The sequence below is a fragment of the Psychrosphaera aquimarina genome (assembly GCF_032461525.1).
GTDB classification, from domain to species: Bacteria; Pseudomonadota; Gammaproteobacteria; order Enterobacterales; family Alteromonadaceae; genus Psychrosphaera; species Psychrosphaera aquimarina.
This window is the reverse complement of the sequence record NZ_JAWCUA010000010.1, coordinates 540,396-554,328: the sequence shown is the minus strand read 5'-3', so window position 1 is coordinate 554,328 and position 13,933 is coordinate 540,396. Positions and strand designations below refer to the sequence as shown.

Annotated in this window: 13 protein-coding genes; 5 read left to right on the top strand and 8 right to left on the bottom strand. The window is 37.0% G+C overall.

Annotated elements, in window-relative coordinates; translation table 11 throughout:
• Window positions 1-141: 141 nt before the first annotated feature.
• The gene (gene hrcA / locus RT723_RS14500; RefSeq protein WP_315947787.1) at window positions 142-1,092 is read right to left on the bottom strand and encodes a heat-inducible transcriptional repressor HrcA; all 951 of its coding nucleotides are present in this window, start codon (window positions 1,090-1,092) and stop codon (window positions 142-144) included.
• Between the two features lie 104 nt (window positions 1,093-1,196).
• Here hrcA and nadK point away from each other — a divergent pair, with 104 nt between their 5' ends.
• From nadK to suhB, 5 genes are all read left to right on the top strand, one after another.
• Complete coding sequence (gene nadK / locus RT723_RS14495; RefSeq protein ID WP_315947785.1) at window positions 1,197-2,078, top strand: NAD(+) kinase; 882 nt, start codon at window positions 1,197-1,199, stop codon at window positions 2,076-2,078.
• Between the two features lie 94 nt (window positions 2,079-2,172).
• Window positions 2,173-3,846: a DNA repair protein RecN gene (recN, locus tag RT723_RS14490; protein WP_315947784.1), complete on the top strand. Its 1,674-nt coding sequence runs from the start codon at window positions 2,173-2,175 to the stop codon at window positions 3,844-3,846.
• 245 nt (window positions 3,847-4,091) lie between these two features.
• On the top strand, window positions 4,092-4,724 hold the full coding sequence (locus RT723_RS14485; RefSeq protein WP_315947782.1) for a hypothetical protein: 633 nt from the start codon (window positions 4,092-4,094) through the stop codon (window positions 4,722-4,724).
• A 92-nt stretch (window positions 4,725-4,816) separates the two neighbouring features.
• Window positions 4,817-5,056, top strand: a complete 240-nt coding sequence (locus tag RT723_RS14480) for a hypothetical protein (RefSeq protein WP_315947781.1) — start codon at window positions 4,817-4,819, stop codon at window positions 5,054-5,056.
• Between the two features lie 180 nt (window positions 5,057-5,236).
• Entirely contained in the window at window positions 5,237-6,040 is an 804-nt protein-coding gene (gene suhB, locus RT723_RS14475) for an inositol-1-monophosphatase (RefSeq protein WP_216054622.1), read from the top strand.
• A 178-nt stretch (window positions 6,041-6,218) separates the two neighbouring features.
• Here the strand turns inward: suhB and RT723_RS14470 are convergent, their stop codons facing one another.
• The 7 genes from RT723_RS14470 to RT723_RS14440 form a co-directional block, all read right to left on the bottom strand.
• Window positions 6,219-7,490: a tetratricopeptide repeat protein gene (locus RT723_RS14470; protein WP_315947777.1), complete on the bottom strand. Its 1,272-nt coding sequence runs from the start codon at window positions 7,488-7,490 to the stop codon at window positions 6,219-6,221.
• A gap of 5 nt (window positions 7,491-7,495) precedes the next feature.
• On the bottom strand, window positions 7,496-8,107 hold the full coding sequence (locus RT723_RS14465) for an energy transducer TonB (protein ID WP_216054620.1): 612 nt from the start codon (window positions 8,105-8,107) through the stop codon (window positions 7,496-7,498).
• Window position 8,108: 1 nt separating this feature from the next.
• On the bottom strand, window positions 8,109-8,513 hold the full coding sequence (locus RT723_RS14460; protein ID WP_216054619.1) for an ExbD/TolR family protein: 405 nt from the start codon (window positions 8,511-8,513) through the stop codon (window positions 8,109-8,111).
• Window positions 8,514-8,524: 11 nt separating this feature from the next.
• Window positions 8,525-9,049 carry a MotA/TolQ/ExbB proton channel family protein gene (locus tag RT723_RS14455; protein ID WP_216054618.1) on the bottom strand — a complete coding sequence of 175 codons (525 nt, stop codon included), beginning with the start codon at window positions 9,047-9,049 and terminating at the stop codon, window positions 8,525-8,527.
• Window positions 9,049-10,407, bottom strand: coding sequence for a MotA/TolQ/ExbB proton channel family protein (locus tag RT723_RS14450; RefSeq protein ID WP_216054617.1), 1,359 nt, complete (start codon window positions 10,405-10,407; stop codon window positions 9,049-9,051). The genes RT723_RS14455 and RT723_RS14450 overlap by 1 nt, the downstream gene beginning before the upstream one ends.
• A gap of 4 nt (window positions 10,408-10,411) precedes the next feature.
• Window positions 10,412-11,179 carry a DUF3450 domain-containing protein gene (locus RT723_RS14445; RefSeq protein ID WP_216054616.1) on the bottom strand — a complete coding sequence of 256 codons (768 nt, stop codon included), beginning with the start codon at window positions 11,177-11,179 and terminating at the stop codon, window positions 10,412-10,414.
• Window positions 11,180-11,460: 281 nt separating this feature from the next.
• Window positions 11,461-13,860 (bottom strand): DNA polymerase II, encoded by a 2,400-nt coding sequence (locus RT723_RS14440; protein ID WP_315947775.1) that lies wholly within the window; start codon window positions 13,858-13,860, stop codon window positions 11,461-11,463.
• Window positions 13,861-13,933: the final 73 nt, after the last annotated feature.

Below are 13,933 nucleotides of genomic sequence, written 5' to 3'. Positions count from 1 at the left end.
GGGTTATAGACTCCAAACCACTCTAACTATAGGAAAAATGTGTTGTGGCATATTATGGGGATTGAAATTCTCGATTCAAGGCTGATGACAGAATATTCGCAGTAACGTCTACTGCAGATATAACTGACGCATAATCCATCCTTATTGAACCGACCACTGAAATATAACCAACAACCCTATTATCTTTGAATAACGGCTTAACAACAACACTGCAATTGGAAAAAGCTCAACACCGATCTCTTCACCGATAAACACTGAAACACCATTATTATTTTTACTTTGTGTAAATATTCCGTTTAACGCCGACACATCTTCAAACGATTTAAGTAATTTACGTAAGGTGTCTGTGTCGTTTGAAATTTCATTATTTAATAAACGCGTCTCACCAGAAGAGTAAACCAATAGTTCATTCGCTACTAATGTGTCTCCGAATAACGTTTGTTTCACTAACTCAAAAACAGCGACGTCCATTTGTTTTATTAAATAAGGTAAACGCTCTGCCCCTTCCGCCATAGTAAAACCGGCTAAAGCAATATTAAGCAACTGAACCGTCTGTTGTAAAACAGGCTCTGACACAGGTTGTGCTAATTCAACAACACGATTTTGCACTTGATCATGTTCATCTATTAATACGCATAGTAGACGCCGATCAGCTAACCTCACTAATTCCAGCTGACGTATTACCACATCATTACTCTGCGGCATTACTACTAAACCAGTTAATCGCGTCATGTCTGCTAATAACTTACTGGCTTTAGCACAAATTATCTCAGGATTTGAGGAATAACCTAAACTGCTAGACAATTTTTGCAACATGTTGGGTTTACATTGAATGTTCGCCAGTAAGTGATCGACGTAATGTCGTAAACCTTCACGTGACGGAATTCGACCTGCACTTGTGTGCGGCGAAAAAATAAGTCCTTGTTTTTCCAAGGCCACCATTTCATTTCTGATGGTCGCGGAACTGGCTGAAATTTCATCTAAAGATGAAATAGCCTTAGAAGATATTGGGCTGCCACATTTTAAATAATTTTTAATAACTAAATTAAGTATTATTTCGCAGCGTGTATTTGTAATATTTTTTTGATTCAATGTTTTGTCAGTCTTCTAATTCAGTCGAAAAAACGCTATAACCCAACTAGATAATCAATTTCTAGCATATAGATACATCTATTAGGGCGTTTAGGTAAAATACAATGGCTCAACACTTCAAAACAATTGGATTAATTGGCAAAGCAAATCATGATGCCACTATGGAGACAGTTGTTGGCTTATATAACTTCTTAAAAAGTAAAGGTCACAACATAGTTGTTGAGGAAAACGTTGCTAGTTATATAAATGATACCGGCTGTCCTGTTATGAATTTATTAGAGCTAGGCAAACTATGTGATTTAGCGATCGTTGTTGGTGGTGACGGTAATATGCTTGGCGCCGCCAGAACATTAAGTAAACATGACGTGGCTGTTATCGGAGTGAATAGAGGGAATCTCGGTTTTTTAACTGATCTTAGCCCTGACGATTATGAAACGTCTCTGACCGAAGTCCTCGATGGAAAATATAAAACTGAATTACGTTTTTTATTAGATGTATCGGTTTATAGAGATGGTGAGTTAAAAGCCAGTAACCGAGCAATGAACGAAGTAGTACTGCACGCTGACAAAGTTGCTCACATGATCGAATTTGAGGCATTTATTGATGGGTCATTTGTTTTCCATCAACGCTCAGATGGTTTGATAGTTTGCACGCCTACAGGCTCAACAGCATATTCGTTGTCTGGTGGTGGTCCTATTGTTCACCCAAATCTAAACGCCATTGCACTAGTCCCAATGTTTCCACATACATTAACGAGCCGCCCATTAGTGGTTGACGCCAACAGTGAAGTTAAAATCATTGTTTCAAAAGCTAAAGATTCCTTACTGCAAATAAGCTGCGACAGCCACATTATGTTGTCAGTAAAACCCGGCGATGAAATTATTATTAAAAAACATCATTTAGGTCTTCGTTTAGTTCATCCTACCAATCACGATTATTACAGTGTACTTAGAAAAAAGTTACACTGGGGTAAACAGAATTATTAGTAACACTAAGAGTTAAATTAATTTTATATAGACATACCAAAATATTTAAACTACTGTATATTACAACAGTTAATTATCTTTGTGATGTGTCTATATGTTACTTTCTTTAGCCATTAAAAATTTTGCAATCGTTAGCCAATTAGAAGTGAATTGGCATAATCAAATGACGACCATTACCGGTGAAACTGGCGCTGGGAAATCCATTGCGATTGACGCTTTAGCACAAGCTTTAGGCGAACGTAGTGAAGCATCTATGGTTAGAGCTAATACAGATAAAGCCGAAGTGATTGCTGTGTTTGATATTACCAATTTAACCTCTGCACAAAACTGGTTAAAAGAACATGAATTATTTAATGATGATGAGTGTATCCTGCGCCGTGTTATTTCAAAAGAAGGCCGCTCTAAAGCGTATATTAATGGTAGCCAAGTTCCAGCCTCTCAGCTAAAAGGCATTGGTAGTTTATTAGTAAGTATTCATGGTCAGCACGCACACCAATTACTGACAAAACCTGAACATCAACGTTTTATGTTAGACCAATACGCAGGCAATCAAACTCTTTTAAATAAGTTAAAAGCGAACTACCTTGATTTGCAATCCAAAACCTCAGAATATAAACAATTAACTGAAAAACAAGCTGAATTTAGTGCTCAAAAACAACTATTACAATATCAGGTAGATGAGTTAAACAATGCTGAATTAATAGAAGGTGAATACCAAGAGATAGAACAAGAGCATAAACGTTTACATCATGCTAATTCATTACAAGGCGATGGCCAACATGCTCTGGACATATTGCATGAAAACGAAAATGGCAACGCTTATTCCGCATTACAATCAGCCCTTTCTTTACTACATAAGTCCTCAAACTTAGACTCGAGGTTAACACCAACTATTGAGTTATTAGATTCAGCATTAATTCAGCTGGATGAAGGCACTAGTGAACTTAGAAACTACATTGACGATTTAGAACTTAACCCTGCGCGTTTAATTGAAGTTGAGCAACGTTTAAACCTTTACGTTGAATTAAGTCGCAAACACCAAGTATTTCCAGAACAACTGATTGAAAAATTGGAAGAACTAACGGATGAGTTAAATAAACTGACCAATTCGGATAATAGACTTATCGAATTAGAAAGTGAGATTGAACTAGCCAAAAACAGTTATAAAGAATTGGCCATTGAATTAACTAATTGCCGGTTAAAATTTGCAAAACAACTTAATCAAAAAATCACAGCTAGTATGCAACAGTTGAATATGGCGGATGCCGTTTTTGAAATAGAGATAAAATCTGATCCGGAAACTTTCACACAATTTGGTTCTGACAAAATTGAATTTTTAGTCAGTGCCAATCCAGGTCAACCCTTACAGCCTCTATTAAAAGTGGCATCTGGTGGAGAACTAAGTCGCATGAGCCTAGCAATTCAAGTCATCACAGCCCAAAAGGTTACGACACCTACCCTTCTATTTGATGAAGTTGATGTGGGTGTATCAGGTCCTACGGCGTCAGCTGTTGGTAAATTAATGCGAGAGTTGAGCAATAACACTCAAGTTATTTGTGTTACACATTTACCTCAAGTGGCATGTTATGGTCACCAACAACAATTTGTTAATAAACAAACACACTCAGGTATGACTCAAACCAGTATGGAAGCCTTAAATCAAACTGGCAGGATAGATGAACTAGCTAGATTGTTAGGGGGAGATACGATATCTGCCACGACTAAAGCTAATGCGTTGGAATTATTATCGATTGCTCATGCACATTAGTGCAAATTTGTAATGAAAATTGGGGGAATGAATCAAGACCATCAGTATTAATCCCCCACTATAATAACGATTGCACAAATGAATTACACCAGTCATGTTTTGACAACTCTCTATGCAAACTAAAATAAGCCACAAGCTATATTGCAATTCATGTAAGTTAAAGTGAAACTGGGCTTAATAAAATTAGAGGTTTATAAATTCCAGCCGCTATATTTAGACATGCCATGAATAATAGGAAGCTGAAAGTGTTGAATAAATTAGTATTATCGTTTTTCCTATTATTGATTAACTTAGTCAGCCCAAACGTTTTCTCAGAGCAACTATATTTCAACAAAACCCAAGTTGGAGACAAAACAAAATTTGAGTATAAATGGCAAAATAGTAACGTAAGGCCATATTATTTGGACTTTGAATTAAATACTAAAGCCATAAACAGCGACTTCAGACATTTTAAATCGTTAACGCCTTCAAGATTACAAATGTACTCAGTCAAAAAGTTAAAACAAGCAGCTTCTCAACTAGATCCCAGAAAAGGTAGTGTAAAGATCAAACCTAGTTACCAGGGAGTAGAATTTGAGTTTAAAAGTACTAGCCGTGAATGGATGGAACAGCAATCAGTCACACTCAAGAATGTCTATGACTCATCACTAAAAGATTATTTACATCAGGAATACTATATAGAATTCCAACCAATAGGTTATAGAGGTAATTCATCAACTTTATCCTATAAACCAGATCATGTTAGGTTTGCTAAAGAAAGTGCGGACTCTTTAGCGCCAATGATAAAAAAACTAAAAAAATATTTCCCCGAGCGAATGCCAGAAGGACGGCTATATTTTTACTATCGTGGTTACAAACGATTCCTTACAGCACTCTAGAATCTCGCACGCAGTCTAACGGTTCAGGCTTTTCACCTCCGATCAAACTTATATCAAACAATAAAGGCGATTGTGATAGTAAAGTCACATTGATGGCGAGTATTTTAAAAGCGATGTACCCAAGACTTAGAGTTGCCATCATATATGTGCCTGAACATGCCCTTATTGGGCTTAATGTTTCACACTTGAGTACTGATTATAAACTGCAAATTGATGGGCTAGATTACACGCTTGCAGAGCCTACCGGTCCTAGAATGATTAAATTCTCCGAAATCTCTGAACGCTCTAAAAAGTTTATTGAATCTGGCATGTATCAAACCGAAATCTTCTAACTTAATTCTTTTTAAGCGCTCCCCTATTTACTTCTAGCCAGAAATCTCTACAATGCGCGCTGATTAAAAAATGTTCTTTAGTAATTTGTTCACACTTCAGTTGATGGTACGTATGTAACATCGATGTATTTATGTTGCGTGTAACACATTACGTTCTTTCTAAAAATAGGTGATTGATTTATGCAACCGATGTTAAACATCGCAGTTCGTGCTGCTCGTAACGCTGGAAAAATTATTGCTCGTGCATATGAGCAATTAGATTTAGTACAAGCTGAATTAAAAGGTACAAATGATTTTGTAACTAATGTTGATAGGGAAGCAGAAGAAGCAATCATCTCTACTATTAAAACCTCATTCCCAGATCACTCTTTTGTCGCAGAAGAAAGCGGTATAACTGAAGGTGATAGCAAATATCAATGGATCATTGACCCATTAGATGGCACCACAAACTTTATCAAAGGGATACCTCACTTTGCAGTTTCAATAGCATTAAAAGTTAATGGTAAATTAGAACAAGCCGTCATATTTGATCCGATTCGTGGTGAATTGTTCACTGCATCTCGTGGTGCTGGTGCACAGTTAGATGGCAAACGAATTCGTGTTTCTAAAGCTAAAGATTTATCTGGTACGCTTTTAGCAACAGGCTTTCCATTTAAACAAAAACATCAAACTACTGCTTACTTAGCAATTTTCTCAGATTTATTCCTACAAGTTTCAGATATGCGTCGTGCAGGTTCAGCCGCATTAGACTTAGCATATATTGCTGCTGGTCGTATGGAAGGTTTTTGGGAAATGGGACTTAAGCCTTGGGATACAGCTGCTGGCCAGTTAATCGCTAAAGAAGCCGGTGCGGTTATCTCTGATTTTGAAGGTGGTGATAACTTTGATAAAAGTGGAAACATCGTTGTAGCGACACCTAAAGTACTAGGCGCTATTCTTAAAACGATTAGACCTCATTTGAATGAAGGTTTACGCAGTAAATAACTAATTCGATAATTCTAAAAGCCGGCATCCGCCGGCTTTTTTGTATCTGCTTGTTTATCTCCTTTTTTCATTTTATAGCCATATTTGACTGTATAAAGTGAATTACTAAAATAATTAAACAGTGATTTACAGGCAAAAAAAAACCGACATAAGTCGGTTCTTTTTAAAAGATAGAAACCTAGTTAAGAACTAAACCTTTACGGCCAGCCGTTTCTTTTACAAAACTCTGCCAACTAGCTGCAGTTTTAGCTGTATTTTTATCTTTCTTAGCTTCTTTAAATGCATCATAAGAGGCTTGCCAGTTTTCTAAGTAGAAATTAGCTTCACCAATTAATACTTGCAACATACCTTCACGTTTGAATCCAGCTTTAGAAGCTTTATCAAATGCGTCTAGTGCCGCTTCGTATTGTTCAATGATCATAAGATTGTTACCTTGCTTACGGAAAAGATCTCCGTCGTTAGATAACTTAGCCGCTTCACCATAATAGGTAGCTGCTTTCTTAAACTCTTTAGCATTTTGAAAAGTACTTGCCATGATAGACAATGCTTTATCGTCTTTCTTGATCAAGCCGCTATTGATGTACTTCTCTTGTATAACCGCTGCTTTATACGGAATACCATTATTGGCATATAATTGAGCTAAACGTTTCATTTCTGAATCTTTAGTCAAATAACCATTTCTGTAAGCAACTTCAAAAGTAGATAACGCTCTATCGTAATCTTCTATTAATGCATAGAAGTTAGCTAATTGAACCCACCATTTACTTTCTTCAGGGAATGTTTTAACAAGAACTTCAACAGCCTTAGTCGTTTCTTTATATTTTTTCTGCTCATAGTACGAAGCCATGATTAAAATATAAGGGTTTTGATTAGGTTTTTCTTGTAAAGCTATTGCCTTTTTAGCAGGCTCAAAAACATTATCATATTGCTTAAGTTCGTAATAAGCATTTGCAATGCCTACATAAACTTTTTCATTCTCATCTAAAGAAAAGTTTATATACTCTTTATAGTATTTAATCGCATCTTCATAATTTTGAGCTTGCATTGATAATGCAGCAACATTGTTAAGAATTTCTGAATGATCTCTAAATGGTAACTCATCAGATTCAATTGCTGATTTTAATCTAACAATTGCTTCTTCACCCTTACCATCGATGCCAGCGTACATAGAACCAATATAACGGTCTACGTTCGCTTTATCGAAATCATCTTTAGGAGACATTTCTAACAATATTTCTAAAGCTTCATTTACTTTATCTTCTTGATAAAGCTCAAAAGCTTTTTGAACTTTTTTACCTGCACGAGGACTTAGTGCTTTACCGCCACGAGCTTTCTGTCGTTTTTTCAACTCTTCCTGTTTATCAGCTGGTACTTTTGCTTCCGCTATAGGAGCAAGAGTGACACCAGCTGTGATAACAACACAAAGGAATAAATTAAGAACATTTTTCATATCTATTAATTCCCCAGTTTAAAGTCTAATTGAACAGTTAAGCCTGTCTGACGCTGAGCCTTACCATCAACCATTTTTGGTTTGTACTTCCATTTACGTAAAGCTTTTTTAGCTTCACGGTCAAATACACGCTTAGGCTCAGAATTGATTACGTCTACGTTTTCAACTCCACCAATTTCGTTTATTTCGAAAGTAAGTTGAACCCAACCTTCAATACCGTCACGAGCTGCTTTGCTAGGGAACTTAGGTTCAATACGAACGATAGGTGTTGCATCACCGTCACGTATTAAGGCACCAGGTCCATTCAAGCCAGCAGATGCAGTACCTACATCAACAGATGGCATGTTAAAGTTAAACCCACCATTATCAGCAATTTGCTGTTCTGGTTCAGGCTGAGCAGGTTTAGGTGGCTGCTTAGGCGGCGGCGGCGGCGGCGGCGGCACACGGTTACGCTGCTGCGTCTTACCCTCTGGTGGAGTAGTATTAATTTCAACTACAATCTTTTCCATTTCTTTATCGTCGGGACTAGATCCACTCGAAATAAGAAATGCCATAAAGACAAATAAGCCGAAAGTGACTACTACACCAAGTATAATTGATGCAATAAATCTCCCCATACTACTTTTTCTCCGCTGCGATTGAGATCTTCTCTATTCCAGCAGCTTTGATAGCATCCATAACTTCAACAACGACGCCATGTTTTGCTTCTTTGTCAGCTTGAATAATTACGATATCAGTTGGTTGTTCAGCCAGCATACTTTCTAAACGAGCCCCAACCCTTTCAATATCTACTTCAGCTTTATCCATCCAGATTACTCCGTTTGGTCTAATAGCAATAAAGATATTGGCAGAAGGTTTTGAACTTGCTTGAGCTGCTTTAGGTTTTAATACGTCAATACCTGCTTCTTTTACAAACGAGGTAGTAACAATGAAGAATATAAGCATGATAAACACGATGTCTAGCATCGGTGTCATATCAATTGCTGCGTCATCATCTTCACGGAAACGTTGTTTACGTGCCATAGTTCAATCTCCTAATGATGTGGCAAGCTATCAACTAGCTTTTCTTTTGCCACTTTAACTCTTGTTTCTAACCTTGTGCTGAAAAATATTCCAGACAAAGCCGCAACCATTCCTGCCATTGTAGGGATTGTTGCCATCGAGATACCTGCAGCCATCAAACGTGGGTTACCAGTACCTTGTGTTGCCATTGTATCGAATACAGTAATCATACCTGTAACCGTACCTAATAGTCCGATTAACGGACACATAGCAACAAGAGTTTTAATAATTAACATTCTTGCATTTAGTTTTTCGGATGCCTCAGAAACCCAAGCATCACGGATTCTATGTGCACTCCACGATGTGGTATCTAATCGAGCGTCCCAATTTGAAATAATTGAGTCACGAAGTTTTGGATATTCCAATGTAAGGAAATACCAACGCTCGATCATTAATGCCCACATAATAAGAAGAGCAGCAGCTACGAAGTATAATACGAAGCCGCCAGTCGCAATAAAATCCCTGACAGATTCCCATAGGCCTATCAGGTATAACATTACGCTTTCTCCTTCTCAGCATGTGCAGCGATGATACCAGCACTTTGCTCGTCAAGAACATGAACGATGCTCTTAGCTCTTGCAGCAACGATGCTATGTACAAAGATTAGAGGTAGTGCAGCGATGATACCCATTGCTGTTGTAACCAATGCCATTGAGATTGAACCAGCCATTAGTTTAGGGTCACCCGTACCGAACAATGTAATTTGTTGGAACGTTTCAATCATACCAATAACCGTACCTAGTAGACCTAGTAGAGGTGCTACAGCAGCTAAAATCTTGATAGTGTTGATACCACGTTCAATACGCGGAGTTTCACGTAAAATAGCTTCGTCTAATTTAAGCTCTAAGTTTTCAACGTCAGAACCTTTATTCTCTTGATAGATTTTCAAGATACGACCTAACGCATTACCTTCAGAAGGATTGTTAGTATCTTTAAGCTGAGCTTTCATTTTACTACCTTCAGTTAAGGTAATGAATAAGCTAATAGCAGCAATGAAGAAACCTAAGAACAATACAGCTGTAATAACGTAACCTGGAGTACCACCTTGGTGATAACGGTCTTCTAATGTCGCTCTTTGCGTGTTCAGACGTAAGATACCGCCACGTGAAGGGTCAACATAAAAAGGAACGATTTCACCAGCTTTAGCATTTTGTAATGCGTTTGCTGAAGATACGTAGTGGCTATCTGCCGCTTTACCTAAAGGCTGTATACGTTGAACATTTGAGTTATAAATCAAGTATTCATCAGGAGCTACTAAGTTGAAAGAACCAACACGAGTAATCGTTTTAGTTACAGAACCACCAGATAACTGTGCAACTTCAGCGTCAAATACTGCAACTTTAGCAGATTCTGTCATTTCAGTTTGCAATGCAATCCAAAGGTCTTCTAACTCTTTAGTTGTTGGTAATTTTTTAGCTTCAGCTAACTCTGCTAATAAAGCAGAACGATCGCCATATCCAGGTTGACCTGAGATATTTGAAGCAGTAATTGAACCGATTGTGTTACTTGCTGCACGACGTACAACACCAAACATTTCACCTAAAGTACCTTGGGCATTTTTAAGTTCAGTTGCTTTTGTTGCTAAAGTGATTTCGTTTTGAGCATATTGCTTTTGTAAACGATCGCCACGAGCTTTTTCGTCTTTTAGTTCTTTTTGAGCTTTATTTAATAAAGCTTGTTTGTCAGCTTTGGCTGCCAAGAACTCTTTTTCACGTTTTTTATTAAGTTGACCTTCAGAGATACGGTCTTTTTTAACTTGTTCTAAAAGTTTATCTAGTTCACCTGCAGCACTAACATTAAAGCTAGTTGCTACTACAGCTGCAGCTAAAACCAATGAATTTAATACTTGTTTCATGCTTTTACTCCGCTGCAAAAATTGGTAATTTAATTAATTCATACGGCGCTTGTTTACGTGCCATACGGATAGTTAGCGTAATATCTTTAAGATATTCATCACCTAATTTAGACCAGCTACGAGTAGTATTATTCCATACCCAAGCATGCTTAAGATCTTTAGACTGTGCAACTAGAGCAATACGTCCTACGTGTACGAAGTCTGCGCTGATTTCTTGACCATCAAAAACTTCAGTAGCCTGCCAAGCTTCAACAGCTGAACCATAGTCTTTTTCAATTTCATACGCTTCAAGTACTTGACGATATTTTTCAGAAGTACTTACATTAGGGTCAATCATGATTGCACGTAATTTGGCAACACGAGCTTGACGTCTTTCTAATTTAATAGGAATGTCGGCATTTACGAATTGCTCTAACATATCGATCATACGGTACATTAGTGGCACTACGTTACGTTTAGTATTTTCAATCTCTGCGATTTGAGCTTCAAGTGATGAAATTTCATCATTTTGAGCTGCTACTAGTTTTGCAACGTGGTCGTTGTAAACTTTATGAATCTCAGTTTCATCAACAACTGAACGATATTCAATAACGATATCTTGAGTTTGTTCTTGAATTGTGTCGATTTTAACCTGCGACTTGGCCGCAGCTTTATGAATTGTACGCTCTGCAGCGTGAATTTTTTCTAGTGGATCTGCAGCCAGTGCAGAACCAGTAAATGCCATTGCACCTACAAGAGCTGACGCTACTAGATTTAATTTCATCTTAGACATAGTTCCCAACCAATGTGTATATTAAATTCTTTACTTAGAGTAAATACTCTTTATTCATTGACCTGTAGCCAAAGAATAATCGCCACAGAGTCCCCCAAACATATTCAATAATGTCAATTCAATAGATTGCCAAAATTTGTACTTGCAGCATAGTTACGCTGCAAATGACTAAATTTAGTACAATTATACGATGAACGCCCAATAAATGAGGCGAATGACCATTAATACATATCAATATATCGCCTACAAATGTACAAATTTCATCCGTATAAGGCAAAAAACTAAAATAAAATGAGTTGTTGGTTAAATATTTTCAACGAGTTTGGAGAATAATTTGCCAATATAGCTTCGGCAATGGGGAAAATTTGCTTCTCAATATAATGTTCATAATTTGGAATTATGTTTGATAGTATTACTTGGGGGCCGTTAACTGTAATAATATATTCAATTGAACTGCCCTTTGTATACAATTTTTCTTTATTCTGAGAGTTTGCGAGTCTCGCTGCTTTAATGTGTGGAGGGGTTGTTTTGACATAGCTTTCTAACTTTTGTCTTATCCTCTTTCTATAAATAAGTAGGTGATCCAGTTCTCCTTGTTTCAATTGTGACAATATAGTTGAAATATATTCATCACAATTTAATCCAGCAAACACACGTTTAAATAAATTAGTTTGAAACATTTTGGCTAATTCGGTCCAGTCACTTCTAACGGTTTCCATACCTTTAAATATTAACTCAGGTTCCTTACCTAGCTGTTGTTTCATTCCAGCGTATCTTTTTTTAGAACCAGACTCTGATCCTCTAATGGTTGGCATAAAAAACGGAGAAAAATGGGTTTCAAACTCTAACTCCATTTTGTTTTCTAAGTTAAATTCATCCTTTAATTTATTATCAAACCAATTGTTTAGCTCTATACCCAAACGTTCTGCATGTTCAAAGTGAAATTCAGAGTTATCTAAGCTAACAAATATGGAGTCAGTATCACCATAGATAACCGTTAGACCCTGTTGCTCAAACCATAACTTAGATTGGTGTAATACCCAATGGCCACGCATGGTAATTGAGCTGGCTAATTTAGTATCGTAGAAGCGGCAACCTGAAGACCCTAATACACCATAAAAACTATTCATGATAATTTTGATAGCATTAGACAATACTTTATTTTGTTCCGACTTAGCCTGTTCCCTAGCCTGCCATAACTTATCAAGTATCGTCGATAATATGACATTTCCTCGGCTAAATTCTCCGCCCCTAAAACCTGGAATACGTTGGTCTTTATCTATCGTTTTAGCTTCTAACAAAGCAACAGGGTCAACATTAAATGTGCGCATTATGCTTGGATACAAACTTTTGAAATCAAATACCAAGATTTCCTTGTGAATACCAGGTATTGAATCCATCACAAAGCCACCTGGACTATTCACATAATCTTTAACTGCCACTAGATTTGGAGCGACCCAGCCCTTCCTATGTGCATGGGGTAAGTATAAATTGGTGAACGCAGCCACTGAACCGCCGACTCTATCTAACTCAACACCCGTTAATTTTGTTCGCGTGATCACAAATTCAATGAGCTTTTCTTTAATAAAGATTTTTGACACTAATATGCAATCTTGTAAATTGTATTTTATTAGTGAACTGGGATCGTTTTTGTACAAGTGTTTAATTTCAGCAAGTTTATCATTGCCACTTTCTTGTATAAGCTTTTCTTCGCCAAGGATCTCACTAGCTACATTATTTAATGAAAAACTAGGGAATGAATAGGTAGCGTTTTTCATTACTTCAATCCCATCAAGTATCACTCGCCCAGCTACATAAACTTTATCAGGGTAACGTTGCTCTCCGTCTCGATTGCCATCAATAAACTCTAATTCAGAGCCATCCCGCCCTAACTTTAATTTAATTCCATTACGTTTCGCCGCATTCACTAACACTCGGATATCAAATTTAACAAAGTTCCAACCAATAATTGCATCAGGGTCTAGCTCAGCTACTATTTGATTAAACTTTAATAACAATTCCCATTCACTTTCTAACCAAATTGTATATTCCGGTAGCAGATCAGGTTTTGTAATTTGATATCCATTATATAAAACAATCTCAACCGTTTCGTTATGAAAACCGACACCATTGCAACCTATTGAGTATAAGTAACCATTTTCATCACACTCTATATCTACTGACAATGTCGATAACTTAGGGGAATATTCGCCTTGTTTTATTTTTGCTTGATTAACAATGTTAATTGTTTGTGAGGAGGCATTTAACTGCTTTTGATGGGCAACTCCGGTAAAACACAATTCCCCCTGAATAAATCGTTCCATTAAAAAACGATCTATCGGTTTAATATCGGCTTCTAATAATTCAATGCTGCACTCTTGTGCCAGTTTTCTTAACCTATGATAATCTTTTAACGAATTTGCGTATAAGCCAAACACTTTTTTATCATCAAACGCTTTTAATTCTAGGGGTTTATTCGTTATGTTTAATTGGTTTTGCTTACACAACGTAATTATCGCCGCCTGTTCGGCTTCATAAGCAAAACAAACCGCCTTTTCATTTTCGATAATAAGTTGATGACTGCCGGTCTCTGATGTCACCCATAACTCAAAAACACAATGACCATTAAGATCAAATTGTTTACGAGTTAGTAGAAAACCATTTAGTTGTTCTTGGGTCATGTCACTTTTAATTCATATTAATACATTGAGATCACCGCTATAATAGCCGCGAAGCGTAGCTAAAACATCACTA